This is a genomic window from Streptomyces sp. NPDC030245 (assembly GCF_055572995.1).
Genome location: NZ_JBVICF010000001.1, coordinates 790834 through 817093 on the forward strand (window position 1 = coordinate 790834; position 26260 = coordinate 817093).

Genomic DNA, 26260 nt, shown 5'->3' on the forward strand with positions numbered 1-26260 from the left:
CCTCGCCACCGCAAGGGCTACCGCGTCACCTACGCGCCGCCCGCCGACGACACCCTCACCAAGATGGGCGACGCCGACGCCTTCCGCGCCACCCTCGCGCGCACCGTGGGCCGGGACCCGTACGGGCACGGCTCCACACCGGTGCGGGACGACCCCGACCGCAGGGAGGCCACGGTCGACGGCGCCATAGTCCTGTACTACGTCTCCGGGTCGGTCCAGACGTTAACGGTGGTGAGACTGATCCTCAGCCCGTGACCGGCGCCTGGACCAGCGGCTCCTTCGTGAACAGGGCGCCGAGCGCCGGTGCGTTCACCCTGCGCTCGGCCAGCCGCAGCGCCTCCCAGACGGTGACCTGGTTCGCCGTCAGGACCGGCTTGCCGACCTCCGCCTCCAGGTCGCGGACGTACGCCGCCGTGTGCAGCGCCGTGTCCGGCAGGAGCAGCGCCTCGGCGTCCGGGTGGTCGCCCGCGCGGGCCAGCGCGAAGACCTCGTCGCGGCCCCACGAGCCGACCTCCGCCGCCGTGACGATGCCGCTCCCCCTGGCCGCCACGACCTCCGCGCCCGCGGCCTTCAGGAACGCCGCGAAGTGTCCGGTCACGTCCTCCGGATACGTCGCCGCGACCGCGACGCGGGCCGCCCCCACTTCGCGGACGGCGTGGGCGAAGGCGAACGACGTGGAGGATGCGGGCAGCCCCGCCGCCACGGCCAGCTTGCGGACCTGCTCGTGCGCGCCCTCCCAGCCGAGGACGAAGCTGCCGCTGGTGCACGCCCACACCACCGCCTCGGCACCGGAGAGCCGCAGCTCCTCGACGCCGGCGGCGAGCCGCGCGGCCGAGCCCATCTCCAGGAGCGCGTCGACCCGGTGGGCGTCCTCGCCGATGTCCGTGTGGACGACCTGCAACCGGACGTCGCTGCCGAGCATCTGCTCCATGCGGGGATAGTCGTCCTCGGCCGAGTGCCCCGGGTAGAGAAATCCGAGTGCCGTCACGTCCAGCCTCCTCCTTCTGCGGGTGGTCCTTCGGGCAGGCCCTGCGGCGGTGCCGGCGGGTTCAGCGGGCTGCTCGCGCCCGGTCTCGCCGTCGGGTCGATCAGCGCCTGGTAGGGCCCTACCGCCCGGGTACCCAGCCGGCGCAGCGCGGACCACATCGTCACCTGGTTCGCGGAGATCACCGGCATGCGCAGCTCCGCTTCCAGCTGCGGGATGACGTCGTACGTCGGCAGGTTCGTACAGCTGATGAAGAGGAGGTCGACGCCGCCGTCGCTGCCGAGGACCGCGCGGCGCGCCATGTCGGCCACGTCCCGGTAGGGGACCTTCCAGATGTGCCGGGTGAGGCCGAGGTAGGCGCGGCCGGTGACGGCGACGCCCGCCGCCGCCAGGTACTCCTCCAGGGCCTGGGTGACCGACCAGGTGTAGGGCGTGACGAGCGCGACGCGCCGCGCGGCCAGTTCCTCGATGGCTTCGAGGAGCGCGCCCGACGTGGTCACCGAGGCGACGGCGCCCTCGCGCGTCATCGCCTCGCACATCGCGCGCTCGCCCGCGGTGCCGCCGACGAAACTGCCCGACGTACAGGCGTACGCGACGACTTCGGGCTCGGCGGCGGTCAGGGCGCGGACCGCCTCGGCGAGCGTCTCGTGCTCGCTGACGAGGCGTGCCAGGTCGAGGCTGACCTCGACCGGCACGTACGGCGTGCGGGTCAGATGGAGGGAGACCTCGTCGGGGATCCAGCGCCACAGTTCGCGGTCGAGGACGAAGTCGAAGGGGGCGACGACGCCCACACCGCGCTGAGGGTGAGGTCCGCCGAGAAAAGAGACGTCCATGAGCAGTCCCCAAGTTCGTGCGTGTATTCAGGGACCGGCCGGGGGCCGGGGACGAGCGATGCCGGCGACGCGCCGGGACGTCGGGACGGGGAGAGCCGCGCGGGCGTACCACGCGGAGTGCGAGCGGCTGCACGGAGAGTACTGGTTCCCGCACTGCCGGTACAGCAGTGCCTCTGTTGACGAAGGTAGGTTCGGGTGCGAGCGTGGTCAATCCGCACATCTCAGACGGCTGAGTCGTGTTTGGACACGGCTCGGCCGTACCTCCGGACAGGGAAGCGGAATCTCATTGCGAAACGGTGTCCCGGCGGTTTCCGAACCGACCCTCCTCGTCCTCGACGCGGCACCCCCGGCGCCGCCGCCGCGCCTCGGCAGGCTGGCCGGGCGGGCCCGTATCGTGCACGCCGACGAGACCGGGCTGGCCGCCCGACTGCCCTCCGCCGACGTGCTGTTGGTGTGGGACTTCACCTCCGAGGCGGTGCGCCGTGCCTGGCCGGGCGAGGGGCCGCGGCCCCGCTGGGTGCACACCGCGAGCGCGGGCGTCGACCATCTGATGTGCCCCGAACTCGCGGCGTCCGACACGGTGGTGACGAACGCCAGGGGTGTCTTCGACCGGCCCATCGCCGAGTACGTGGCCGCGCTGGTGCTCGCCATGGCGAAGGACCTGCCGCGCACGCTGGAGCTCCAGCGGGAGCGGGCCTGGCGCCACCGCGAGACCCAGCGGATCGCGGGCACGCGCGCGTGCGTGGTCGGTTCCGGGCCCATCGGGCGGACCATCGTGCGGACGTTGCGGGGGCTCGGCATGATCACGGCGTTGGTGGGCCGCACGGCGCGGGACGGGGTGCACGGCGCGGAGGAGCTCGACCGGCTGATGGCGCGGGCCGACTGGGTGGTGTGCGCGGCGCCGCTCACGGACGAGACGCGCGGCATGTTCGACGCGCGGCGCTTCGGCGTCATGCAGCCGTCGGCGCGGTTCATCAACATCGGGCGCGGGCCCCTCGTCGTCGAGGACGACCTGGTCGCCGCCCTGACGAAGCGGTGGATCGCGGGCGCCGCCCTCGACGTGTTCGAGCGGGAGCCGCTGCCCGCGGACAGTCCGCTGTGGACGGCGCCCGGCCTGCTCGTCTCGCCGCACATGAGCGGTGACACGGTGGGCTGGCGTGACGAGCTGGGTGCGCAGTTCGTCGAGCTGTACGAGGCGTGGGCGGCGGGCCGGCCGCTGACGAACGTGGTGGACAAGGAGCGTGGGTATGTCCGAGGCCACTGAGCACCCCGCCCCTCTCCCCCGCCCCTCTCCCCCGGTCCCCCGCCCATCTGCTGAGGAGCCTGCATGACCGAGCTCACGGATCTCACCGCGGTACAACTCGTCGACGGCTATCGCAAGGGCGAATTCAGTCCGGTCGACGCGGCCCGCGCCGTGCTGCGGCGGGCCGAGGAGACACAGCCGGTGGTGAACGCGTTCGTGCGGATCGAGGCCGAGCCGGCGCTGGCGCAGGCGGAGGCCAGCGCGGAACGGTGGCGGCGGGGTGAGCCGCTGGGCCTGGTGGACGGCGTGCCGGTGTCCGTGAAGGACCTGCTCCTGCTGCGCGGCGGGCCGACGCTGCGCGGCTCCCTGACGGTGTCCCCGGAGGGGAAGTGGGACGAGGACGCGCCCTCGGTGGCGCGGCTGCGCGAGCACGGCGCGGTGTTCGTCGGCCGCACGACGACCCCGGAGTTCGGCTGGAAGGGCGTGACGGACAGTCCGCAGAGCGGCATCACCCGCAATCCGTACGATCCGGCGCGCACCTCCGGTGGTTCCAGCGGGGGCGGCGCGGTCGCCGTGTCGCTCGGCGCGGGCCCGCTGTCGCTCGGCACGGACGGCGGCGGCTCGGTGCGCATCCCGGCGGCGTTCTGCGGGATCTTCGCGCTGAAGCCGACGTACGGCCGGGTGCCGCTGTATCCGGCGAGCCCCTTCGGGACGCTCTCCCACGTGGGGCCGATGACGCGGGACGCGGCGGACGCGGCGCTGATGATGGACGTGATCACGGGCCCGGACGCCCGCGACTGGTCCCAGCTGGACGCCGTGCCGGGCAGTTTCCGGGCCCATCTCGGCGACGGGGTGCGCGGCCTGCGCGTCGCCTACTCGCCGTCGCTCGGCGGGCAGGTCGCGGTGCGGCCCGCCGTCGCGGCGGCGGTGCGGCGGGCGGTGGAGTCGCTGGCGGCGCAGGGCGCGTACGTCGAGGAGGCGGACCCCGACTTCTCGGAGCCGGTGGAGGCCTTCCACACCCTGTGGTTCAGCGGGGCGGCGCGTGTCGTGCACCATCTGCCGGCCGAGCGGCGGGAGTTGCTCGACCCGGGGCTGCGGGAGATCTGCGGGCAGGGCGCGCGGTACAGCGCGCTGGACTACCTGGAGGCCGTCGACGTCCGCACGGACCTCGGGCGCCGCATGGGCCGCTTCCACGGGACGTACGACCTGCTGGTCACGCCGACGCTGCCGATCACCGCGTTCGAGGCGGGCGCCGAGGTGCCGAAGGGGTCGGGGCACCGGCGGTGGACGGGCTGGACCCCGTTCACGTACCCCTTCAACCTGACCCAGCAGCCCGCCGCGACGGTGCCCTGCGGGGTGGACGAGGACGGGCTGCCCGTCGGCGTGCAGCTCGTCGCCGCGCGCCACGCGGACGCGCTGGTGCTGCGGGCGGCGCAGGCGCTGTACGAGGCGGGGGCCGGGGGCGTCGCCCCGCCCCCGCGGCCGGGGGCTACAGCCTCCTGAAGTTCAGCGTCTCGCCCTGGGCGCCCGTGCGCCACAGGTCGTTGCAGGCCTCGGCCATCCGGTCGAGGCCGTCGACGATCCGGCCCCAGACGATGCCGGGGACCCAGCCGACGTCGCCGTTCAGGAGCAGATTGTTCCGTTCGTAGAAGAGGGCGAGGTCGACGACGGTGGTGCCCGCCCGCACGCCCGCCTCCGCCTCGTATCCGTAGGCCTGGGTGCCCAGTTCCGTACCGGAGAAGGAGAAATAGCAGAGATCTCCCGGGATGGGGGTGACCGTCGGGTTCTCCAGCGGCGGCTCGCGGTCCGCGAACGCCGGGAAGAGGGCGTAGATCTCGTTGCGCGCGTACTTCGCGTGGTAGACGTCCGAGCCGAGCGGCAGCGCCTCCCACACCGCCGCGCAGGTCACCGGGGCCCGGTCGTCGAGCAGTTCCGCCGTGCACTGGACTCCCCGCTTCGCGAGGGAGACTTCGATGAATCGCTCCGCCATGTGCCCCATGCTCCTCCCTGGTTCACTCCCCGGGTCAAGAGCACAACGATTGCATCAGGGGCCGGAATTCGTCGGCATATCTCGCTTCGGGTCGGGTAGCCGCGCGCCCATGGCTCCACCACTTGGGAACAACCAGGGATTCACTGGCAGAGCGGTCCGCCGCCGCGCCCTGCTCACCGGAGCGGGCGGGGCGGCTTTTGGCGCGTTCGGGCTCTCGGCATGCAGCCGGGTGCCCGAGGAGGGGAAGGTTGAGGGGGGCGATCTGCTGGACCGCCTGCGCGACAGCGGCACGGTCAGGATCGGTGTCGCGGGCGAGGTCCCGTTCGGATACATCGACGAGGACGGCGAGGTCACCGGCGAGGCACCGGCCATCGCCAAGGTCATCTTCCCCCGCCTCGGCGTGCCCGAGGTCAAGGCGGTGCCCACCAAGTTCGGCGCGCTGATCCCGGGGCTCACGCAGGCACGCCAGTTCGACGTGGTGTCGGCGGGCATGTACATCAACCCGACCCGGTGCGAGCAGGTCCTCTTCGCGGACCCCGACTACCTCATGCTCGACTCGTTCATCGTGAAGAAGGGCAACCCGCACGGCATCAAGGACTACGACGACATCGCCAAGAAGGGCCTGCGCCTTGCGAGCGGCACCGCCTACGCGGAGATCGACTACGCCAAGGCCGCAGGCGTGAAGTCCGTCCTCGTCCTGCCCGACCAGGTGGCGGGGCTCGACGCCGTGGCCCAGGGCCGGGTCGACGCCTTCGCCGGCACCAACGTCACCGTCCGCACGGTGATCAAGAAGAACGCGCGGGTCGAGGCGACGGAGCCGTTCCAGCCCGTGGTCGACGGCAAGCCTGCCTACGGCGCGGGCGGTTTCGCCTTCCGGCTCTCCGAGAAGAACCTGCGGGACGCCTTCAACGAGGAGCTGCACAAGCTCAAGAAGAGCGGCGAACTCCTGCGGATCGTCAAGCCGTTCGGATTCACGGAGGCGGAGATGACGGAGCTGACCGTGGAGAAGCTGTGTCCCCCGGCGAAGGGCCTCTCCTCATGATGTCGTCGGAGTTCTTCGGGAACTGGTTCCTGCCCGGCATCTGGATCACCGTCCAGGTCACTCTCTACAGCGCGGCCCTCGCCTTCGTGATCGCCTTCCCGATCGGTGTGCTGCGCACGAACCGGCTGTGGATCGTACGGTTCCTCGCCGGGGCCTACTTCGAGATCTTCCGCAGCACGTCGTCGCTGGTCTTCATGTTCTGGATCGCGTTCACCGTGCCGCCGGTCTTCAACATCAGTTTCCAGCCGATGTTCGCGGGCGTGCTCGCCCTCGGCATCACCTACGGCGCGTACGCCTCGGAGATCGTGCGCGGCGCGCTCGCCGCGGTGCCGCCCGCGCAGCGCGAGGCGGGCATCGCCCTGAACTTCACGCCGCTCCAGCGGCTGCGCCGCATCGAACTGCCGCAGGCCTGGCCGGAGATGATCCCGCCGTTCAACAACCTGCTGATCGAGCTGCTCAAGGGCACGTCGCTGGTCTCCCTCATCGCGGTGGCCGACATGACCTTCGCCGGTGACCTGCTGCGGCTCGTCACCAACGAGAGCGCGCCGATCTACACGCTGCTGCTCGCCCTGTACTTCGTCTTCGCCTTCGTCCTCACGCGCGGCATGCGGCTCCTGGAGCGGCACGCCAAGAAACGGGTCGGGCAGGCGCCGGAGAAGACGGGGCTGTTCAGCGGGATGCGCGCCAAGTCGTCGATCGACGTCGTCGCCGGCACGGGGGGTGCCAAGTGAACTGGAACTGGTCGCACGTCGACGACTTCATGCCGCTCTTCTGGGACGGCGTGGAGCTCACCCTCAAGGCGCTGCTCTTCGGCACCCTGATCGCCTTCTCGCTCGGCCTGGTGTGGGCGGTCGCGCAGCGTTCGGAGAAGAAGTGGATCCGGTGGCCGGTCACGGCGGTCACCGAGTTCATCCGCAACACCCCGCTTCTGGTGCAGCTGTTCTTCCTGTTCTACGTGGTGCCGGAGTGGGGCCCCTCGATGTCCCCGCTCACCACGGGCATCGTCGGTCTCGGGCTGCACTACTCGACGTACACCTCGGAGGTCTACCGGGCGGGCATCGAGGGCGTGCCGGCCGGCCAGTGGGAGGCGGCGACCGCGCTCAGCCTCTCCAAGCGCCGCACCTGGACGTCCGTGATCCTGCCGCAGGCGGTGCGCCGGGTGATCCCCGCCCTCGGCAACTACGTGATCGTCATGCTGAAGGAGTCGCCGCAGATGGCCGCGATCGGCGCGCTCGACATGCTCGGCCAGGCGCAGGGCTACAGCCAGGCGACCTTCACCTACGAGGCGATCAGCGTGGTCGGCGTCGCCTTCATCCTCATCGCCTACCCGGCCTCTCTTCTTCTGCGAGTCTTGGAGCGTCGCCTTGTCCGCTGACAGCAGCACTTCCCAGGAAATCCCCAACCCGGCCGTCGACGGCAGCGAGCTGATCCGCTTCGACAAGGTCGTCAAGCGGTACGGCTCCAACGTCGTCCTCGACGAGCTGGACTTCTCCGTCGCCTCCGGCAAGCACGTGACGCTGATCGGCCCCTCCGGCTCCGGCAAGACCACGATCCTGCGGCTCCTGATGACGCTGGTGAAGCCGGAGCAGGGCACCATCAAGGTGGGCGGCAGATACCTCACCCACGAGGAGAAGAACGGCAAGCTCGTCCCCGCGGGCGAGAAGCACGTCCGCGAGGTCCGCAAGAACATCGGGATGGTGTTCCAGCAGTTCAACCTCTTCCCGAACATGAAGGTGCTGCGGAACATCACCGAGGCGCCGGTCTCCGTCCTCGGCCTCTCCAAGGACGAGGCCGAGGCGCGCGCCCGCGAGCTGCTCGACCTGGTGGGGCTCGGCGACCGCTGCGACGCGTATCCGACGCAGCTCTCCGGCGGCCAGCAGCAGCGGGTCGCCATCGCGCGGGCCCTGGCGATGCGCCCGCAGGTGCTGCTGCTCGACGAGGTGACGTCGGCGCTCGACCCCGAGCTGGTGGCGGGCGTCCTCGACGTGCTCCGCGACATCGCGCACACCACCGACATCACGATGCTGTGCGTGACGCACGAGATGAACTTCGCCCGGGACATCTCCGACCAGGTCCTCATGTTCGACGCGGGCCGGGTCATCGAGGCCGGCACACCGGAGAAGATCTTCACCGAGCCCGAGCACGAGCGGACCCGGGAGTTCCTCAGCGCCGTGCTGTGACGTGGGCATATGCCGAAGTGGCGCGTTCCCGCGCACCCGCGCGGGGCGTGCCACTCATCTCGTCAACAGAAGCTCCAAATATGCCACTTGGCCGCTATCTTGGTACGAGGCCCAGCTGTCCGGAACCGTTCCACGCAGGGGGAAGCCGTGGCGTTGCAGCACGAGGCGATCACGCCGCACCGCTCCGTCCAGGACGCCCTGCGGGTCCTGGAGACCGTCGCCCGGCACGGCACCGGAGTCACCGCCGCCCGCATCGCCCGCGACACCGGACTGCCCGCCGTCCGGCTGGCACCCCTGCTGCGCATGCTGACCAGTGAGGGGTACGTCGAACAGCTCACCGGCGAGGCGACCGGTGCGTACGTCACCGGGGAGACCCTGGAGCGTCTCGGCTCGGCCGAGAACCACGCCGAGGCCCTCCGCGAGAAGCTCCGCCGCACCCTGGACGGGCTCCGCGACTCCCTCGGCGCCGCCGTCTACATCAGCCGGTACGTGGACGGCGAGATCCGCGTCACCGACTGCGCGGCCGGCCCCCGCACCCCCGCGGTCAACGAATGGGTCGACTTCCGCTCCTCCGCCCACGCCAGCGCGATCGGCAAGAGCCTGCTCACCCAGCTCGACGTGGACGGCCGCCGCGATCACCTCTCCCGGCACAGGATGGCCCGCCTCACCTCGCGCACCATCACCAACGAACGGGTCCTGCTGAACCGCCTCGCCGCCCAGCCCGCCACGGTCCCGGTCCTCGACCTCCAGGAGTACGCGGTGGGCACGGTGTGTGCCGCCGTGCCGATCACGGCGGGCTCCACCCTCGGGTGTCTTGCCCTGTCCCTGCCGGTGGAGCACGCGCACCGGCTGCGGGAGGCGGCGGACACACTCAATCGGCGGGCGGCGCCGGTGTTGCTGTCCCTGGCGATCTGATTTTCGGCCGCGGCCCCGCTGTGGCTGGTCGCGCAGTTCCCCGCGCCCTGAGGGGCCCGGCCCGGCGTGGTCGGGAGCACCCTTCCGGAGCAGGTATTATTTTCTCGTCAGCAGGCGCCGCTAGCTCAGTTGGTTAGAGCAGCTGACTCTTAATCAGCGGGTCCGGGGTTCGAGTCCCTGGCGGCGCACTTGCGAATGCCGAAAGGGCGTTCCCGGTCTCCGGGGACGCCCTTTCGCGTACCCCTCACCGCTTCCGTAACAGGGTGCGGTTTTCCGCACCCCCATCCGACGGCAACCCCCATACCGTCGCTGACCTGCGATTTCTAGCGTGGCCTCCATGGACCTCATGACTTCCGCCCTCCCCCAGGAACCCGCCGGCGGCATCGCCGGATGGGCCGCCGACCTCGTGGACACCCTGGGCGGCCCCGGCGCGGGGCTCGCCATCGCCCTGGAGAACCTCTTCCCGCCGCTGCCCAGCGAGGTGATCCTGCCGCTCACCGGCTTCGCCGCGGGGCAGGGAGTCATCAGCCTGGCCTCCGCCCTGTTCTGGACCACGCTCGGCTCGGTGGTCGGCGCGGCCGCCCTCTACGGGATCGGCGTCTGGTTCGGGCGTGAGCGCATGCACGCCCTGTGGGCGAAGCTGCCGCTGGTCAAGATCTCCGACCTGGAGCGCACCGAGGCGTGGTTCGCCAAGCACGGCACCAAGGCCGTGCTCCTCGGCCGGATGGTGCCGATCTTCCGCAGCCTCATCTCCGTGCCGGCCGGCGTGGAACGCATGCGGCTGCCCGTCTTCCTCGCCCTCACCACGCTCGGCAGCCTGGTCTGGAACTCCGTGCTGGTCATGGCCGGATACTGGCTCGGCGACCAGTGGGACGCCGTCGAGACGTACGTGGGGCTCCTCTCCAAGGCCGTCCTCGTCCTGGTCGTCGGCGCCGTCGCCGTGTACGTGGCGGTGCGCGTGCGGTCCCGCAGGCGGCCCGGGGCCGGGTCCGAGGCCCGCCACCGCCGCACCCACTAGGGCTCGGCTAATGTCGGGCGATGTGAGGGAACCCGTCGCCGCGCCGCTGCTCATGCGGGTCGCCGGGGTGCTCGTCGGATGCCTGACCGCGCTCCTCGGGCTGCTGTACTTCGTGGTCGCCGGGGTGGCGCTCGGCGCCTTCCTGCTCTGGCCGCGCACGCGCCGCCGCGCGCACGCCCTGCTCGCCGCGGGCGCCCGCAGGCTCACCGCCGTGGAGCGGCGCCGCCGCTCCCTCTTCTTCCGCGACGCGTTCCCCGAGCACCGCGCCTCCGACCAGCAGATCCTGCGCTACCTCGCGGCCCGCACGTACTCCGGGCTGCTGTGCGCCGTCGTCGTCGGCCTCGTCGACTTCGGGGCCGTCCTCGCGGGGATCTTCGCGGTGTCGCTCGCCCGGTCGTCGATGGCCTGGGTGGACGTGCTGAGTCAGGTCGTCCTCGGCGGCACCCTGCTCTTCCTCGCCGTCCAGGGGCTGCGCGCGCTGACCGAGCAGGACGCCCGGCTCGCCCGCGAGTGCTTCGGCCCCTCCGAGCGCGAGCTCCTCCAGCGCCGCATCGACGAGCTGGCCACCAGCCGGGCCGCGGTGGTCCGCGCGGTCGACGTGGAGCGGCGCCGCGTCGAGCGAGACCTGCACGACGGCGTCCAGCAGCGGCTCGTCGCCCTCGCCATGCTGCTCGGCAGGGCCCGCCGCGGCCGCACCCCGGAACAGGCCGACGCCCTGCTGGAACAGGCCCACAAGGAAGCCAGGGAAGTCCTCACCGAACTGCGGGAAGTGGCGTGGCGCGTCTACCCCACCGCCCTCGACAGCCTGGGCCTGCGCGAGGCGCTCGGCGGGGTGTCGGAGCGGTGCGCGATCCCCGTGCGCATGGAGTACGACGTACCGGACCCGCTGCCCTCCACCGTCGAGACGGCCGCCTACTTCGTCGTATCGGAGGCCGTGAACAACGCCGCCAAGCACTCGGCGGCCGAGGAGGTCTTCGTCGGCATCCGGCAGCGGGGCGGACAGGTGTCCGTCGTCGTCCGCGACACCGGGACCGGCGGCGCCGACCCCACGGGCAGCGGACTCACCGGGCTGCTCAGCCGGGTCGCCGCGCTCGACGGCACACTGCATGTCGACAGCCCTCCCGGGGGCCCCACCACGATCACCGCGGAGCTGCCGTGCGCGTAATCCTCGCCGAGGACTCGACCCTGCTGCGGGAGGGCCTGGTCAGGCTCCTCGCCGAGGAGGGCCATGAGGTGCTGGCCGCCGTGGGCGACGCCGAGGCGCTGCTGCGGGAGGTCGCGGCGCACGAGCCGGACGTCGTCGTCACCGACATCCGGATGCCGCCGGACCACACCGACGAGGGCCTGCGGGCCGCGGTCCGCATCCGCGAGCTGCGCCCGGAGATCGGGGTCGTGGTCCTCTCCCAGTACGTGGAGCGCAACTACGCCGCCCAGCTGCTCACGTCGAGCGCCGAACGGGTCGGCTACCTCCTCAAGGACCGGGTCGCGCAGGTCGAGGAGTTCCTCGACGCGCTGGAGCGGGTGCATGCCGGGGGCGCCGCCATCGACCCCGAGGTCGTCCGGCAGCTGCTCATCCGCACCACCCACGCCGACCCGCTGACCCGGCTCACCCCGAGGGAGCGCACCGTCCTCGAAGCGCTGGCCGAGGGCCACACCAACGCGGCCATCGGGCAGAAGCTGCACATCTCGCTGAGCGCGGTCGAGAAGAACCTCGCCGCGATCTTCGACAAGCTGGGGCTCTCCCAGACGACGGGGTACAGCAGGCGGGTGCTCGCGGTGCTGCGCTATCTGGAGTCGTGAACTCCTGGGGCTGCGACGGAACCTCCAGGGGCTACGACAGAACGAAACCGTCCATGAACAGCGCCGCCGCGAGCCCCGCGGCGAGCAGCCAGGTGCCGAGCCTGGTCCGGCCGCGGCGGCTCAGCTCGATCACTCCGCCGCAGAGGATGAGCAGCAGTCCGTAGACCCCGACGACGAGGACGGAGGACCGGCTCGCCAGCCGCAGCGCGAGCACCACCGCCGCCGCGGCCATCAGCAACGAGGCCGCGGCGATGCGGGCGCGCCGGGCGCGGGCGGCGGGGGTCGGGGCGGGGTTGTCGTCGTGGGCCGGCGTGGTCTGGTCTGGCGCGCTCATGTACGTGGATCGTAATCGTTCATGCGAGCGGATTTACCGAGTCGTGCTCCTTCGCCTCCCTTCACCCTCCTGCACACGGGTTTCTCACGCCCGCAGGTACGCGAGGACCGCGAGCACCCTGCGGTGTGTGCCGTCCGCGGGCGGCAGGTTCAGCTTCCCGAGGATGTTGCCGATGTGTTTGCCCACCGCCGCCTCGGAGACGACGAGTTCGGCGGCGATCGCCGCGTTCGACCTGCCCTCGGCGACGAGGGCGAGGACTTCGCGCTCGCGTGGGGTCAGCTGCGCCAGCGGGTCGCGGCGGCGGCGCAGCAACTGCCGTACGACCTCCGGGTCCACGACCGTGCCGCCCTGCGCGACCGTCGTGAGCCCGTCGACGAACTGCTCGACCTGGCCCACACGGTCCTTGAGGAGATAGCCGACGCCCGTGCCGTCACCGGTGTCCAGGAGCTCGGCCGCGTAGGACCGTTGCACGTACTGGCTCAGCACGAGCACCGGCAGCGCCGGCCGCGCCGCCCGGAGCGCGACGGCCGCCCGCAGCCCCTCGTCCTGGAACCCGGGCGGCATCCGCACGTCGGTCACGACGATGTCCGGTTCGTACGCCGACACGGCGTCCCGCAGCGCGTCCGCGTCGCCGACCGCGGCGACCGTCTCGTGCCCGAAGCGCTCCAGCACGCCGACGAGCCCTTCGCGCAGCAGGACGCTGTCCTCGGCGATGACGACTCTCAGGCTTCGGCTGCCGGTCGGTCTGCTGCTTGGCACGGGATCTCCACGGACAGGGTGGTCGGGCCGCCCGGTGGGCCGGCGACCGTCAGTGTGCCATCGAGGACGGCGAGTCGGTCCGCGAGGCCGGTGAGTCCCGTGCCGCGGGCCGGGTCGACGCCGCCGTGGCCGTCGTCGCGCACGTCGATGCGGAGTACACCGTGTACACCGCCCGTGTGGGCGGCGGTGACGCGGGCCCGGGTGGCGCCGCTGTGCTTGCCGATGTTGGTGAGGGCCTCGCGGACCGCGAAGTAGGCGGCGGACTCGACGGCTTCGGGCAGCCGCGGCAGCGGATCGCCGACCGTCTCCACGGGGACGGCGGAGCGGTCCGCGGCGTCCTCGATGGCCGCGGTGAGGCCGTAGTCGGCGAGGACCTGGGGGTGGATGCCGCGGATCAGTTCGCGCAGCTCGGTGAGGACGCGGCCCGCCTCGTCGTGCGCGGTGGCGAGCCGCTCGGCGAGCGGGCCGCCCGGGGGCGCGTCGAGCCGGGCGAGCCCGAGGGTCATGGTGAGCGCGACGAGGCGCTGCTGCGCCCCGTCGTGCAAGTCCCGTTCGATGCGGCGGCGTTCGGCCTCGAAGGCGGCGACGAGGCGGGCGCGCGACCGGGTGACCTCGGCGAGGGCGTCGGCGGCCTCCGCCTCGCGCGGGGCGAGCAGGAGGCGGGTGAACGCGGCGCGGGCGGCGGCGTACGCGCCCAGCGGGTACGCGAGGGCGAGGAGCAGGACGAGCCCCAGCAGCGCGGTGGCCCACGCCGCCGGATACGACTCCACGAGCCACAGCTTGCCGGGGCGGACGCCGCCGCCCTCGGGGCCGCCGGTCAGGGCGAGCTGGGCGGGGGCGGCGACGAGCAGGCCGGGCGCGGCCGTGGTGCAGGCGAGCACGAGGAGGTCGAGCGGCCACAGGACGAGGGCGAACACGACGGTGTACGCGAGTTCGCGCCAGGTCGCCTGCTCCGTCAGCCGGAGCCGGAACCAGGCGGGGATGCCGGGGGTGGCGGGGGTGCGGTGGGGCGTGGGCGCGGGGGTGGGGTCGACGAGGAGCACGCGGCGGCGTTCCAGGGCGGCGACCGGGACTCCGGCGAAGGCGAGGGCGCCGAGGAGGGGGATGCCGATGAGCACGAGGCTGAGGAGGGCCCCGACGGCGGTGAGGACGAGCCCCAGGACGAGGATCAGGGCACCGAGGAGGGCCCCTCCCAGCAGATACGCGACGCCGCGCCAGGGCGCGACACCTCCCGGACGGCGGGCCGTCGTGCCCCGCGCCACCTGCCAGAGACTCCCCCGAACCATGCCCCTACGGTAATCGGGCGCACAGGAGGGAGTCCCTGGCGTGGGCGCGGTACGTCGCGAGGAGGGACGACACGTCGGAGGGGGTCAGGGGGCGGTAGGCCGGGGTGCCCGGGGGCCGCCACCAGACGGGGTCCTCGCAGAGGAAGGCCTCGCGGCGCAGCAGGCTCCGGGCCACCTTGTTCGTCGCCGTCGTCGGCATCCGCCGGACCACCCGGACGTAGGCCGGGGCCATCTTCGTGCCCAAGTCCGTCTGTGCGAGGAGGAATGCGGTGAAGGCGAGAGGGTCGAAGGGAGTGTCGGCGGCAGGCGCGAGGGCCGCCATGACCTGGTCACCCGCCACCGGGTCGGGCACCGCGTACACCGCCACCGCCGCCGCCCCCTCGTACCGCGCGAGGATGTTCTCGATCACCGCCGCCGCCAGGTTCTCGCTGTCCACCCGCAGCCGGTCGTCCGTGCGGCCCGCGAAGTAGAGGAACCCCTCGGCGTCGCGGTAGAAGAGGTCGCCCGTCCAGTACCAGCCGTCGCGGCGGCGCTCCGCCTGGGCCTCGTCGTTGCGCCAGTACCCCTCGAAGGGGTTCGGGCCGCGGTTGACCAGTTCCCCTATGGCGGCCGTCCCGTTCAGGAGGCGGCCGTCCGCGGCGAGGCGGGCCGGCTCGCACTCCCGCCGTGTCTCCGGGTCCACCACCGCGAGGTCGTCCCCGGGTGCCGCGCGGCCGATCGCCCCGGCCGGCGTGCCGGGGGTGCGCTGGATGGCGGCGCCGCCCTCGGAGGAGCCGTAGCCCTCGACGAGCCGCACGCCGAAGCGTTCCTCGAAGCGGGCCGCGTCCACCGCCCCCGCCTCGGTCCCGAAGCCGAGGCGCAGCGGGTTGTCCCGGTCGTCGGGCCGTTCGGGCGTGGCCAGGACGTACTGGACCGCCCGGCCCACGTAGGTGAAGTACGTCGCGCCGAACTCCCGTACGTCGGGGAGGAATCCGGAGGCGGAGAAGCGGGCGCGGAGCGCCACCGCCGCCCCCGCGGCAAGGGCCGGGGCCCAGTCCGCGATCACCGCGTTGCCGTGGAACATGGGCATGCAGATGTAGTGGGTGTCCGAGGCCCGGATCCCGAAGTGCTGGACCAGGGAGCGGCCCGCCGCCGCCAGCCTGCCCTGGCTGCATATCGCCGCCTTGGGCGCGCCCGTCGAGCCGGAGGTGAAGTAGAGCAGCATCCGGCTGCCGGGGCGCACGGTCCCGGCGATCTCCGGCTTCGCGTCGGCGTAGGGGGCCAGCAGGTCGGCGTAGGCGTCGGTGTCGGTCACGAGGACGCGTACGCCGGGGAGTTGGATGCCGTCGAGCAGGGGCAGGTGCGCCCGTTCCGTCACGAGGACCGTGCAGTCGGTGTGCAGGATGTCGCGGGCGAGCTCCGCGCCGCGCCGTGTGGGGTTGATGCCCGCGACCGCCGCCCCGGCGAGCGCGGCCGCGCTCAACCACAGGGGGAATTCGGGGGTGTTGTCGAGCAGGAGGCCGATGTGGGGCTCCCCGCGCCGGGGCAGCAGGTCGGCGAGGAGCGCGGCCCGGGCCGCCGCCCCCGCCGTCACCTGGTGGTGGGTCAGCCGCCCGCCCGCGTGGCGCAGGCCGGTGCGGTGGTCGCCCCAGCGCGCCTGTACGAGGTCCGCGACCGTGCTTCCGGTGCTCTCCATGGCCGGGCACGGTAATTGATGGAGCGTCAGATAGGGAGTGCGATGCGGGGCCCAGTACGGCCCCGCGCACGCCGTGTGGCCGGCACGGCGTGCGCGGGGCCTACGGGGAACACGTCAGAACTGGACGTCCGAGCAGGCGTAGAACGCGTTCGACGTGTCCGCGACCGTCCAGACGGCGACGATCACGTGGTGGCCGCTGCGGCCGCCGGGGATGGTGCCGCTGTGCGACAGGGTCGCGGGCGGCTGCTGGCTGTTGTAGGGAACGCTGAGGAACGGCGTGGTGTCCAGGGCGGACCTGGTCACCGCCTTGCTGTCGTCCCAGCCCTGCTTGGTGATGTAGTACTTGAAATCGGTGGTGCGGTGGCGCGCGGTGAACTGCCAGCGGAAGGTGTAGTTCTGGCCGCCGCTCACCTTCGTCGTCGGCCAGGCCGAACCGTTCGGCGCCTTGGGCGAGTTGAGCTGATTGAAGCCCGCGATGCCCGCCGAGCAGATCTTGCCGTCGGCCGGGCCCCCGGCGGGGAAGCCCTTCGGGCCCTCGACGCTCTGTGGTTCGTACTGGATGGAACCGCAGTTGGCCACCACGCCCTTGGCGCAGTTGATCTGCCGGCTGGCCGGCAGGTCCGTATAGCCGTGGCTGCTGGCACCACCGGAGGAGAGCGCGAACGCGCCGACCGTGCCGATGCCGACCAGGGCCGCGTACATCTTCTTGTTTCGCATGTGCCGCTCCTGCCGAACGTGGGGAGTTCCGTGGGACGTGCGCGCACTGCGGTCTAGACCAAGTTCAGATTATTGCCGTTAGTTGAACATGTCCATACCAATCTCGGAGAGGATCCGTCCGCATCTCCCCCGCGAGGTCTCCACAAGTTCACCGTTGGGCCCGTCGTTCGTCTCGACCCAGGTCACGGCCTCTTCCGGCGTCCTGCCGCCCGCCAATTGCCGCTCGATCAGCCGCCGTTGACGTACCTCCGCAGGTGAGTCGAGGTACCAGCACTCCGCCATGAGGCCGTACGCGGTGCGCCAGCCCGGCAGGTCGCAGGCGAGGTAGTTCCCCTCGGTGATCACGAGACGGGCGGCGGGCGGGACGAGGTGCCGGGCCGCGATCGGTTCGTGCAGCGTCCGGTCGTAGTCGGGTACGTAGATGTCGTGCGCCGGGTCGTCGAGCACCCGGCGCAGCAGCGCGACATATCCCGCCACGTCGAAGCTCGGCTCCGAACCCTTGCGCCCGGTGAGGCCGAGCCGCGCCAGCTGCTCGTTGGACAGGTGGAAGCCGTCCAACGGCAGATACGCGGCGCCCTCGCCGATCCGCTCGACCAGGGCCCGCGCGAGCGTCGACTTGCCGGTGCCGGGCGGTCCCGCGATCCCGAGGACAGCGCGCGGGACGCCGGCCGTCAGCTCGAGGGCGTCGGCAGTGAGGCGGGCGAGATCATCGGTGTTCTCCATGGCCCGTATAGAACGCCACCGTCAGGTCCTTCACCAAGGCCTTGCGCTCGTAGTCGTCAAGATCCACCAGGCCCCGCGTGGTCAGCCGCGTCACCGTGTCCTCGACCGAGTCGACCACCGAGGTCAGGACGGTGTCGCGGTGGAGCGCGTCCAGGGCGGCGACCCGGCGGCGCCGCATCGCGTCGGCGACCTCGGGGGCGTACTCGACACGGGTCGGCTGCGCCGAGAAGATCTCCACGCCGACCGCCTCCGCGTCCGCGGCGAGCGTCCGGGTCAGCGCGGCGCCGACGGCCTCGGCGTCGCGCAGGGTGGGGGCCTCGTCGTGGAAGGCGTCGGCGGGCAGCCGCGCGAGGACCCGGGCCGTGGCCGCCTCCACGCACTCCCGCAGATACTCCTGGTGGTCCTCGACCGCGAGCGTCGCCCGCGCGGGGTCCTTCACCCGCCACACCACGAGCAGCACGACGCGCAGGGCGACGCCGCCGCGGTCCACCGCCGGCATCGGCTCGCTCCGCCAGTGCCGCAGCCGTACGTCGACACGGCGGCGCAGCAGGAGCGGGTTCACCCACATCAGGCCGGTGCGCCGGACGGTGCCCCGGTAGCGGCCGAAGAGGCTCAGCACCCAGGCCCTGCCGACCCGGCCGCGGGCAAGACCGCCGAACCCGAAGAGCCCGAGCGCCCCCGACCCGGCGAGCGACGCCCACTGCGCGGGGCCGAGCCGGACACCGTCGGACGCGGGCAGCCCCGTCACGAGCAGCGCGGGCTCCGGCAGCACGCCCGCCCACCACAGCGACAGCGCGCACCCCGCGACGCCCGCGCAGCCGCCGAGCACCCCGGCGAAGCCGGGCAGAACGCGGGCCCGCCGCTCCACGAGGGCCGGGTCGACGTCGGGCACGGGCCGGGCGACGGGCGCGGTGAGGGGCGTCGGCGCGGGGCGGCGCGGCGTCCTCGGCTGCTCCCCCGTGCCCCGCCTGCGCCGCACCACGGCGGGCGGGAGCGCGACGCCCGTCACGTCGTCCGGATCGTCGCGGAAGAGCAGGTGGACGGGGATCTCGGTGGTGGCCTCGCTCCTGATCACCCGTGACAGCCGCGCCGCGCCCGCCTGTGGCCCTGCGTCGGCCGGCGGCACCGCCGACTCCGAAGCTGCCGTCGCACTCATCCGTTCCTCCGCCTCGACCTCGTCCGGCCCCCGCACCCCCGCGCGCTCCGGCAGCGCCCGTCCGCCCACCGTCCCGCCCACCACCGCGCTCACCGGAACAACCGCCGCCACGTCTCCGGCCCCGGGAAGCCGTCCGCCGCCGCGCCCCGCCACCCCATCGAGCGCTGGAACGCCTCCACGTTGCGCCGGTCGCTCTCGTCCCAGGAGCGGCCGGGGCCCCGCGCGTAGTGCCGGCCGAAGCCCTTGCGCACCAGTTGCCTGCCGAGCCGTTCGATCGCCGGGTGCGGCCGGCCCGGACGGAAGACGCCGCGGCCCGGGTACGCGGGCGCACCCGCACCGCCGTGCTTGTTGCTCACCGGCGCGGCGGTCGCAGGCTCCGGGGCGGTAGTCGCAGGCTCCGGGGCGGCCGGGGGGCCGCTGCCGACGCCCTTGTACCGATAGGGCACATAGCGGTCCCCGAAGGTCCAGTAGCCATAGGGAGTGGACCGTTTCAGGGTGTGCGGGCGGGCCTGTTCGTACGCGAGGTAATGCGTGCGCGTGGCGTCCGTCCAGCCCCCGAAAATAGTCACGTGCGATCCATTCGTGGGGTTCGCCGGATTGTGGAAGAGAAGAATGTCGCCGGGTTGCAGCTGGTCCTTGGAGATACGCGTCGCATAGGTGTCGAGGCTGCCCGTCCATTCGTTGCCGCCGAGGTTCCAGGCCATGGAGACAAAGCCGGAGCAGTCCTGTCGATAGCCGTCGTCCCGGTACTTCTCCATGCTGTAGGGGACCTTCGCCTCGACCCACACCTTGGCCCGGTTGATGATCTCCGCCCGGGTGACCGCCCGGACCGCCGGCGCCCCGGGCGCGCCCGGCGGGGCCGCGCCCGGACGGCCGTGCAGCGGGCTCGCGGCGCCCTGCGGGGTGCCGGGACCGTCGTCCGCCGGGCCCGCGTCCCGTCCCGCCGGAACGCCTCCCACCTCGGCCGATGCCACCGCGGGCAGCGCCTGGCCGCCGAGCACCGAGCCGGCCGCGGCGACGAGGACGAGGGCGCGACGCGCGCCGTGCGCCGCGGGGTGGCCGCCGAGCCGCCGGGGCAGCGCGCGGGCCGTCGTGCGGCGCCCGTGAATACAGCCGGGACAGTCGCAGTCGCTCTCGGGGATGAATTCCTCGAACAGCGGAGCGGCCTCCATGCGATTCCCCTCACACCCCGGAAAAGAATGTTCGCGCATCTGCACGTCCGTCAGTTTCGCAACTGTCCCGGGATACCGCATGTTGACGGTCCGAATGATGGATCGGGCCGCCACCGGGACCCGCCCGCGCGCCCCCGCGCCCCGCCGGGCGGCCCGGGTGGTCGGGAGCACCCCTCGACGTCCGGTAGAGTTATCCAGGTCAGCAGGCGCCGCTAGCTCAGTTGGTTAGAGCAGCTGACTCTTAATCAGCGGGTCCGGGGTTCGAGTCCCTGGCGGCGCACAGACAGCGAAGGCCCTCCGTTCACGCGGGGGGCCTTCGTCGTGTCCACGCGGGGCCGGTCCCCGCATCCGTACCGCTAACGTGTCGCCATGGCGCGCGACATCCAGGAGCGGATCAAGAAGCTCATCATCGATTCCAGGCTGCCCTCCGGCGCCTCCCTGCCGACGGAGCCCGAGCTGATGGAGCGCCTGGGGGTCAGCAGGAACTCCGTGCGGGAGGCCCTGAAGGCGCTCCAGGCGATGGGGATCGTGGAGATCCGGCACGGTTTCGGGACGTATGTCGGCCCGATGTCCGTCGCGCCGATGATCGAGGGCCTGGCCTTCCGCACGGTCGCGGGCCACTACCGCGGCGAGGACAGCCTGCTCCAGCTCCTGGAGCTGCGCGAGGCCGTGGAGACCGGGCTCATCGCGCGCCTCGCGGGCCGCGTTCCCGAGGCCGACCTGGCCGAACTCGACGCCTTGGTGGCACGGATGGAGGCCGAGGCGGCGTCCCCGGAGGGCGCCGTGCACGCCGAGACCGACCGGGCATTTCACGCCACGCTCTACCGCGGCCTGGGAAACCTCCTGCTCGGCGAGGTTCTGGAGGCGTTCTGGGACGCTTTCCACAAGGTTCGCACGGACCTGGTGGACGTCCCGCTGGATCCCCGCGTCACCTGCCGCCAGCACCGGGAGATCCTCGCCGCGGTGCGCTCGGGCGACGTACTCCGCGCTGAGCAGGCCATACGCGAGCACTTCGGCAACATCCGTACCCGTCTGAGCTCACCCGTCCCAGCAGATGTCCCCCATCGCTCGTATGACCGGTAAACCCCTTGATTCGCTCTTGCGATCATGCCGTAGGGCGTAGAACCCTTGCCTGGAGCCATCGGCTCGCACAAGGCGGTCGGGACAGGGCGGTTGGGGGCCTGCCACGCCCGCGGCGTAACAGGGGACGGGCGTCCCGTTCGTGAAGCGGACGGCACGGCCGACGGCCACGCGGGGGACCGCGTGCGGGGGATGGTGACTCATGGCGTCGACGCCGACGGGTGCCCGGCAGAACGATCCGTCAGAGACGACCCGGCTCCGGGCGCTGTCGCACAGCACCGGCGGGTTCCGCAGGATCAAGAAGTCCCTGCCCCGGTACGACTACGAGCACTACAGCCGGCTCGCCGGGCCCCTGACGAAGCCCGACCCCAGCAAGCCCTACAGGGTGAGGTACCGCTCACTGCTCTCGCAGGAGCCGCACAGGATACGGGCCGCGCTGATGCTGGGCGCGGCCCCGCTGCTCTCCCTCGTCCTGCTCGGCTGGCTGCTCCAGCCCGAACACTGGACCGAGCGGGAGTACGTCGCGAACGACTGGCTGCCGGTCCTCGACGTGGTCATGCTCATATCGATCGCTCTGATCGAGTTCTTCCGCTGCATGAACGTGCTGTCGAACGCGCACGCCACGCTCGTCGCCCGTGACCCGATACCCGTGGTGCCCGAGACGGGCACCAGAGTCGCCTTCCTCACCTCGTTCGTGCCCGGCAAGGAGCCGATCGAGATGGTGACGAAGACGTTGGAGGCCGCGGTCAAGATCCGTCACCGCGGTCTGATGCATGTCTGGCTCCTCGACGAGGGTGACGACCCCGAGGTCAAGGAGGTCTGCCGGCGGCTCGGCGTCCATCACTTCTCCCGCAAGGGCGTCGCGAAGTGGAACACGGCGAAGGGCCCGCACCGCGCCAGGACCAAGCACGGCAACTACAACGCCTGGCTCGACGCGCACGGCGACGAGTACGACTACTTCGCGTCGGTCGACACCGACCACGTCCCGATGCCGAACTACCTGGAGCGGATGCTCGGCTTCTTCCGCGACGAGAACGTCGGCTTCGTCATCGGCCCGCAGGTCTACGGCAACTACGACAACTTCGTCACCAAGGCCGCCGAGTCGCAGCAGTTCCTCTTCCACGCGCTGATCCAGCGCGCCGGCAACGCCTACGGCGCCCCCATGTTCGTCGGCACGTCCAACGCGGTGCGCATCAAGGCCCTCAAGCAGATCGGCGGCCTGTACGACTCGATCACCGAGGACATGGCGACCGGCTTCGAGATCCACCGCGCCACGAACCCGGCGACCGGCAAGAAGTGGAAGTCCGTCTACACGCCGGACGTGCTCGCGGTCGGCGAGGGCCCGAACGCCTGGACGGACTTCTTCACGCAGCAGCTGCGCTGGTCCCGCGGCACGTACGAGACGATCCTCAAGCAGTTCTGGAAGGCGCCCTTCTCGCTGCCACCGGGCCGCCTCTTCAACTACACGATGATGGTCATCTTCTACCCGATGTCCGCCCTGAACTGGATCCTGGCCGCGCTGAGCTGCGCGCTCTTCCTCGGTCTCGGCGCCTCCGGCGTGAACATCGACCCGACCATCTGGCTGATGCTGTACGGCAACGCCTCCGCGCTCCAGATCGGCCTCTACATCTGGAACCGCCGGCACAACGTCTCCCCGCACGAGCCCGAGGGCTCCGGCGGGGTGGCGGGCATGGTGATGTCGGCGCTCTCCGCGCCGGTCTACGCGCGCTCGCTCCTCGACGCGGCGCTGCGCCGCAAGAGCAGGTTCGTGGTGACCCCCAAGGGCGACTCGGCCAGCCCGGACACACTGTTCGGGACCTTCCGGATCCACCTGTTCTTCATCCTGGTCTTCGCCGGTTCGATGGCCGCCTCCTTCGTGTACGGGCACTCCCACCCCGCGATGCTCGTCTGGGCCTCGTTCGCCGTCCTGATCACGGCCGCGCCGGTCCTCGCGTGGCGCTGGGGCATGCGGCAGGACAGGAAGAGGCCCGGACCGCCCGCGCCCGACGTGCTCGTGCCGCGGCAGAAGCCCAGCTGGGCCGCCGCGCCCGACCAGACCACGCGGATCTCCCTCGGGGGGCGTGAGAAATGAAGGACCGTGCAGGCCACCGCCGCGCCCGCCGCATCGCGATAGGCGCGGCCGTCGTCCTCGCGCTGGCGGGGCTGAACGGCCCGTGGCTGTGGCGCGTGGGCTCCGAGAAGTACCACGAGTACAAGATCAACAGGCCGGAGTACAAGGCGGACAACGGCCACTGGGACGTCCTCGACTTCCCCGAGGAGTACCGCCAGAACACCATCCACGCGGCGCTGCTGCACACGGGCAAGGTGCTGCTGGTCGCCGGGTCCGGCAACAACCAGAAGAACTTCGACAGGAAGAAGTTCGACACCCGGCTGTGGGACCCGGTCAAGAACACCGTCAAGAAGATCCCGACGCCCACCGACCTGTTCTGCACCGGCCACACCCAGCTGGGCGACGGCAAGCTGCTGATCGCGGGCGGCACCCAGCGCTACGAGAAGCTGAAGGGCGACGTCACCAAGGCCGGCGGCCTGATGATCGTCCACAACGAGGACCCGGACGAGCCGAAGACGGTCCCCGCGGGCACCAAGTTCACGGGGAAGAAGAACGGCAAGACGTTCGTCTCCCAGGACGGCGTCCTGGTCGAGAAGGCGAAGAAGATCTTCGACAAGCGGACCGGCCGGTTCCTGCGCACCGAGCCGGGCCTCGGCCGGGTCTATGTGGAGGCGGCCAGGAGCGGCGCCAAGTACGAGACGGGCACCCAGGACAACTACCGCATCCAGGGCCTGAAGGGCTCCGACACCCGCAACGTCTACGGCATGGCGCAGAAGCTCGCCCTGGACAAGAAGGACTTCCAGGGGATCAAGGACGCCTTCGAGTTCGACCCGGTCGCCGAGCGGTACATCAAGGTGGACCCGATGAACGAGGCCCGCTGGTACCCCACGCTGACCACGCTCACCGACGGCAGGATCCTCTCCACCTCGGGCCTCGACGAGATCGGCCAGCTGGTGCCGGGCAAGAACGAGGTGTACGACCCCAGGACGAAGAAGTGGACGTACACGAAGGGGACCCGCCAGTTCCCCACGTACCCCGCGATCTACCAGCTGCCCGACGGCAAGCTCTTCTACTCCGGTTCCAACGCGGGCTACGGCCCCGACGACGTCGGCCGCAAGCCCGGCATCTGGGACCTGGAGACCAACAAGTGGCGGGGCATCCCCGGCCTCAGCGACCAGAAGCTCCTGGAGACGTCCGGCACCGTCGAGCTGCCGCCCGCGCAGGACCAGAAGTACATGGTCGTCGGCGGCGGTGGCGTCGGCGAGTCCAAGGAGTCCAGCGAGAAGACCCGCGTCGTCGACCTGAAGGCGGACGAGCCGCGCTTCGTCGACGGGCCCTCGCTGGAGAAGGGCACGCGCTATCCGCAGATCTCGACGCTGCCCGACGACACCGTGCTGATCTCGGGCGGCTCCGAGGACTACCGGGGGCGCAGCGACTCCAACATCCACCAGGCGCGGATCTACGACGCGAAGACCGGGAAGATGCGGCGGGTGGCCGACCCCGAGGTCGGCCGCAACTACCACGCCGGTTCGGTCCTGCTGCCCGACGGCCGCGTGATGTTCTTCGGCTCCGACTCGCTCTACGCCGACGAGGCCAACACCAAGCCCGGCGTCTTCGAGCAGCGCATCGAGATCTACACGCCGCCGTACCTCTACCGCGGGTCGCGGCCGGCGCTGGGCGCGGGGCCGAAGACGATCGGGCGGGGCGGATCGGGAACGTTCCCCACGAAGCACGCCTCGTCCGTCAGGACGGCCCGCCTCATCAGGCCGAGTGCGTCGACGCATGTGACCGACATCGACCAGACGTCGATCGCGCTCGGCCTGAAGAAGTCCGCGGGCGAGGTCACGGTGACGGTCCCGAAGAACCGCAGCCTGGTCGAGTCCGGCTGGTACATGCTCTTCGTGACGGACGACCGGGGCACACCCAGCAAGGCACGCTGGGTCCACGTGCCGTAGGGACGCCCCGCAGGGGCGTTTCAGGGGCGCGGGGAACTGCGCGCTCAGCCCGCGAAGAGCCGCAGTCGCGTCTGCCGAGTACCGAGCAGACGCGACTGCGGCTTTGTTGTGGTTGCTCGCGCAGTTCCCCGCGCCCCTTAACCGGCCCTCGCGAGGCCCAACGCGTATTCGGGCCACCATTCGCCGGCCTTGGGGCCTCCCCGACAGGTCCCGTCGGACTCGCCGGGGCGCTTGATCCAGAGGTACGCGTCGACGAGCGGGTCGGCCGTCCTGGTGGTGGGGGTCTCGCCCAGGGCCCGCCCGGGCGGGTTGCACCAAGGGTCCTTGCCCTTGGTGTAGGGCCCGTTGCCGTTGCGGCCCGTGTCGATGACGAACGGCTTGTCACCGATCTTCGCCGAGAGGTTCTTGCCGAACTCCGTACTGGCCGCGGTGGTCTGGAAGTTGGAGACGTTGACCGCGAAGCCGTCGGCCCGCTCGACGCCGGAGCGCTTCAGCGGCTCCCAGAGGGCGTCGGGGTTCTGCCAGCCCGCGTTGCCCGCGTCGAGGTACACCTTCGTGTTCCGCAGGGACTTGAGCTTCTCGACGGCGCCCTTGAGGAGGGCGTACCGCTCCTCGTGGAACTCCTTCGGCGTGCAGTTGTCGACCAGGTGGAGGACCGCGTCGGGTTCCAGGATCACCGTGGCGTGCCGGTCGCCGATGCCCTTGGCGACCTGGTCGACGAAGGCGCGGTACGCGTTGCCGTCGGCCGCGCCGCCGCCCGAGTACTGGCCGCAGTCGCGGTGCGGGATGTTGTAGACGACGAGGAGGGCGTCCCGGTCGGCCTTCTCGGCGGCCTGGGTGAAGCCGCGCGCCTGGTCCTCCGCGTTCTCCGGGACGATCCACTCGGCGACCGGCTGCTCGGCGATCTTCCGGATCAGCTCGGCGTCGTCCTTCCTGCCTTCTTTGACGTACGAGGCGACCTGCCTGGCCGCGTTGCCGTCCGGGTTGACCCAGTACGGGTCCTCCCCCTTCGGCTGCTGCTTCACCGGCCGGCCCGGCCTGTCGTCCTCCGAGCCGCCGCCGTCGGAGGAGCACCCGGCGAGGAGCAGCGCGGCCCCCGCGAGAGCCGCTCCGGCCCTCACCCTCCGGGCCGCGGAGCCGCCTCCGCGGCCGGCGTGTTTGCGGTACATCCAATCCCCCTTGGGTGCACTGGCATGGTCTCAATCGTGGCATACCTCCCCTCGGCCCACGAGGCCCGCTCATCATGGTGGAGGGAGCTGCACGAGAGCTGTTACAGCCCGCTCCGGCGGGGTAGGCGCATTCAGCGGGGAGTGGAGGTGCATGGGG

At 71.6% G+C, this 26260-nt stretch carries 26 protein-coding genes and 2 tRNA genes; 16 read left to right on the forward strand and 12 right to left on the reverse strand.

The genetic code is table 11. The annotated features are described in order from the left end of the window. Positions 1-63 precede the first annotated feature (63 nt). Positions 64-255 (forward strand): hypothetical protein, encoded by a 192-nt coding sequence (locus ACZ4Z4_RS03445; RefSeq protein ID WP_362987714.1) that lies wholly within the window; start codon positions 64-66, stop codon positions 253-255. Here the strand turns inward: ACZ4Z4_RS03445 and ACZ4Z4_RS03450 are convergent. Together ACZ4Z4_RS03450 and ACZ4Z4_RS03455 are read right to left on the reverse strand one after the other, a co-directional pair. Then, on the reverse strand, positions 245-988 hold the full coding sequence (locus ACZ4Z4_RS03450; RefSeq protein ID WP_468321469.1) for a maleate cis-trans isomerase family protein: 744 nt from the start codon (positions 986-988) through the stop codon (positions 245-247). The two genes, ACZ4Z4_RS03445 and ACZ4Z4_RS03450, sit on opposite strands and share 11 nt — an antisense overlap. After that, a complete protein-coding gene (locus tag ACZ4Z4_RS03455; protein WP_468321470.1) occupies positions 985-1818 on the reverse strand; it encodes a maleate cis-trans isomerase family protein in 834 nt (277 codons plus the stop codon). Before ACZ4Z4_RS03455 ends, ACZ4Z4_RS03450 begins: the two co-directional genes overlap by 4 nt. Before the next feature lie 286 nt (positions 1819-2104). On the opposite strand from ACZ4Z4_RS03455, the gene ACZ4Z4_RS03460 reads away from it, so the two are divergent. Both ACZ4Z4_RS03460 and ACZ4Z4_RS03465 read left to right on the forward strand, forming a co-directional pair. Then, positions 2105-3082, forward strand: a complete 978-nt coding sequence (locus tag ACZ4Z4_RS03460) for a D-2-hydroxyacid dehydrogenase (RefSeq protein WP_468321472.1) — start codon at positions 2105-2107, stop codon at positions 3080-3082. A 63-nt stretch (positions 3083-3145) separates the two neighbouring features. After that, positions 3146-4564 (forward strand): amidase, encoded by a 1419-nt coding sequence (locus ACZ4Z4_RS03465; protein ID WP_468321475.1) that lies wholly within the window; start codon positions 3146-3148, stop codon positions 4562-4564. Here ACZ4Z4_RS03465 and ACZ4Z4_RS03470 read toward each other — a convergent pair. Next, positions 4551-5051, reverse strand: coding sequence for a DUF3830 family protein (locus ACZ4Z4_RS03470; protein ID WP_468321478.1), 501 nt, complete (start codon positions 5049-5051; stop codon positions 4551-4553). The genes ACZ4Z4_RS03465 and ACZ4Z4_RS03470 overlap by 14 nt on opposite strands. Before the next feature lie 109 nt (positions 5052-5160). Between ACZ4Z4_RS03470 and ehuB the strand changes: the two genes are divergently transcribed. The 9 genes from ehuB (at position 5161) to ACZ4Z4_RS03515 (ending at position 12006) form a co-directional block, all read left to right on the forward strand. Beyond that, the gene (ehuB, locus tag ACZ4Z4_RS03475; protein ID WP_468321480.1) at positions 5161-6093 is read left to right on the forward strand and encodes an ectoine/hydroxyectoine ABC transporter substrate-binding protein EhuB; all 933 of its coding nucleotides are present in this window, start codon (positions 5161-5163) and stop codon (positions 6091-6093) included. Continuing rightward, entirely contained in the window at positions 6093-6824 is a 732-nt protein-coding gene (gene ehuC / locus ACZ4Z4_RS03480) for an ectoine/hydroxyectoine ABC transporter permease subunit EhuC (RefSeq protein ID WP_468322114.1), read from the forward strand. The genes ehuB and ehuC overlap by 1 nt, the downstream gene beginning before the upstream one ends. Further along, the gene (ehuD, locus tag ACZ4Z4_RS03485; RefSeq protein ID WP_468321483.1) at positions 6821-7468 is read left to right on the forward strand and encodes an ectoine/hydroxyectoine ABC transporter permease subunit EhuD; all 648 of its coding nucleotides are present in this window, start codon (positions 6821-6823) and stop codon (positions 7466-7468) included. The genes ehuC and ehuD overlap by 4 nt, the downstream gene beginning before the upstream one ends. After that, positions 7458-8273, forward strand: coding sequence for an ectoine/hydroxyectoine ABC transporter ATP-binding protein EhuA (ehuA, locus tag ACZ4Z4_RS03490; protein WP_468321486.1), 816 nt, complete (start codon positions 7458-7460; stop codon positions 8271-8273). Before ehuD ends, ehuA begins: the two co-directional genes overlap by 11 nt. A gap of 147 nt (positions 8274-8420) precedes the next feature. After that, positions 8421-9188 carry an IclR family transcriptional regulator gene (locus ACZ4Z4_RS03495; protein ID WP_468321488.1) on the forward strand — a complete coding sequence of 256 codons (768 nt, stop codon included), beginning with the start codon at positions 8421-8423 and terminating at the stop codon, positions 9186-9188. Positions 9189-9302: 114 nt separating this feature from the next. Beyond that, a tRNA-Lys gene (locus ACZ4Z4_RS03500) sits at positions 9303-9376 on the forward strand. A 149-nt stretch (positions 9377-9525) separates the two neighbouring features. Then, the gene (locus ACZ4Z4_RS03505) at positions 9526-10206 is read left to right on the forward strand and encodes a DedA family protein (protein ID WP_468321490.1); all 681 of its coding nucleotides are present in this window, start codon (positions 9526-9528) and stop codon (positions 10204-10206) included. 52 nt (positions 10207-10258) lie between these two features. Next, positions 10259-11371 carry a sensor histidine kinase gene (locus ACZ4Z4_RS03510; protein ID WP_468322116.1) on the forward strand — a complete coding sequence of 371 codons (1113 nt, stop codon included), beginning with the start codon at positions 10259-10261 and terminating at the stop codon, positions 11369-11371. Next, positions 11362-12006 (forward strand): response regulator transcription factor, encoded by a 645-nt coding sequence (locus ACZ4Z4_RS03515; RefSeq protein WP_468321493.1) that lies wholly within the window; start codon positions 11362-11364, stop codon positions 12004-12006. The genes ACZ4Z4_RS03510 and ACZ4Z4_RS03515 overlap by 10 nt, the downstream gene beginning before the upstream one ends. 31 nt (positions 12007-12037) lie before the next feature. Here ACZ4Z4_RS03515 and ACZ4Z4_RS03520 read toward each other — a convergent pair whose 3' ends face one another. From ACZ4Z4_RS03520 to ACZ4Z4_RS03555, 8 genes are all read right to left on the reverse strand, one after another. Further along, a complete protein-coding gene (locus ACZ4Z4_RS03520; RefSeq protein ID WP_468321495.1) occupies positions 12038-12340 on the reverse strand; it encodes a hypothetical protein in 303 nt (100 codons plus the stop codon). A gap of 84 nt (positions 12341-12424) precedes the next feature. Further along, positions 12425-13099 (reverse strand): response regulator transcription factor, encoded by a 675-nt coding sequence (locus ACZ4Z4_RS03525; protein ID WP_468321498.1) that lies wholly within the window; start codon positions 13097-13099, stop codon positions 12425-12427. Beyond that, positions 13063-14385 carry a sensor histidine kinase gene (locus ACZ4Z4_RS03530; protein ID WP_468321501.1) on the reverse strand — a complete coding sequence of 441 codons (1323 nt, stop codon included), beginning with the start codon at positions 14383-14385 and terminating at the stop codon, positions 13063-13065. The genes ACZ4Z4_RS03525 and ACZ4Z4_RS03530 overlap by 37 nt, the downstream gene beginning before the upstream one ends. A 4-nt stretch (positions 14386-14389) precedes the next feature. Next, positions 14390-16060 carry an AMP-binding protein gene (locus ACZ4Z4_RS03535; protein ID WP_468321503.1) on the reverse strand — a complete coding sequence of 557 codons (1671 nt, stop codon included), beginning with the start codon at positions 16058-16060 and terminating at the stop codon, positions 14390-14392. 114 nt (positions 16061-16174) lie between these two features. After that, a complete protein-coding gene (locus ACZ4Z4_RS03540) occupies positions 16175-16777 on the reverse strand; it encodes a lytic polysaccharide monooxygenase auxiliary activity family 9 protein (RefSeq protein WP_468321505.1) in 603 nt (200 codons plus the stop codon). Positions 16778-16855: 78 nt separating this feature from the next. Beyond that, on the reverse strand, positions 16856-17500 hold the full coding sequence (locus ACZ4Z4_RS03545; protein WP_468321508.1) for an AAA family ATPase: 645 nt from the start codon (positions 17498-17500) through the stop codon (positions 16856-16858). Then, on the reverse strand, positions 17484-18656 hold the full coding sequence (locus ACZ4Z4_RS03550; RefSeq protein ID WP_468322119.1) for an SPFH domain-containing protein: 1173 nt from the start codon (positions 18654-18656) through the stop codon (positions 17484-17486). The genes ACZ4Z4_RS03545 and ACZ4Z4_RS03550 overlap by 17 nt, the downstream gene beginning before the upstream one ends. An 89-nt stretch (positions 18657-18745) precedes the next feature. After that, positions 18746-19828 (reverse strand): peptidoglycan-binding protein, encoded by a 1083-nt coding sequence (locus tag ACZ4Z4_RS03555; protein ID WP_468321511.1) that lies wholly within the window; start codon positions 19826-19828, stop codon positions 18746-18748. Positions 19829-20034: 206 nt separating this feature from the next. Here ACZ4Z4_RS03555 and ACZ4Z4_RS03560 point away from each other — a divergent pair. From ACZ4Z4_RS03560 to glxA, 4 genes are all read left to right on the forward strand, one after another. Beyond that, a tRNA-Lys gene (locus ACZ4Z4_RS03560) sits at positions 20035-20108 on the forward strand. An 89-nt stretch (positions 20109-20197) separates the two neighbouring features. After that, positions 20198-20911 carry a FadR/GntR family transcriptional regulator gene (locus tag ACZ4Z4_RS03565; RefSeq protein WP_468321514.1) on the forward strand — a complete coding sequence of 238 codons (714 nt, stop codon included), beginning with the start codon at positions 20198-20200 and terminating at the stop codon, positions 20909-20911. Between the two features lie 199 nt (positions 20912-21110). After that, entirely contained in the window at positions 21111-23000 is a 1890-nt protein-coding gene (locus ACZ4Z4_RS03570; protein ID WP_468321516.1) for a glycosyltransferase family 2 protein, read from the forward strand. Beyond that, the gene (gene glxA, locus ACZ4Z4_RS03575; protein WP_468321519.1) at positions 22997-24934 is read left to right on the forward strand and encodes a radical copper oxidase GlxA; all 1938 of its coding nucleotides are present in this window, start codon (positions 22997-22999) and stop codon (positions 24932-24934) included. Before ACZ4Z4_RS03570 ends, glxA begins: the two co-directional genes overlap by 4 nt. A gap of 137 nt (positions 24935-25071) precedes the next feature. Here glxA and ACZ4Z4_RS03580 read toward each other — a convergent pair whose 3' ends face one another. After that, positions 25072-26103: a glycoside hydrolase family 6 protein gene (locus ACZ4Z4_RS03580; protein WP_468321522.1), complete on the reverse strand. Its 1032-nt coding sequence runs from the start codon at positions 26101-26103 to the stop codon at positions 25072-25074. Positions 26104-26260: the final 157 nt, after the last annotated feature.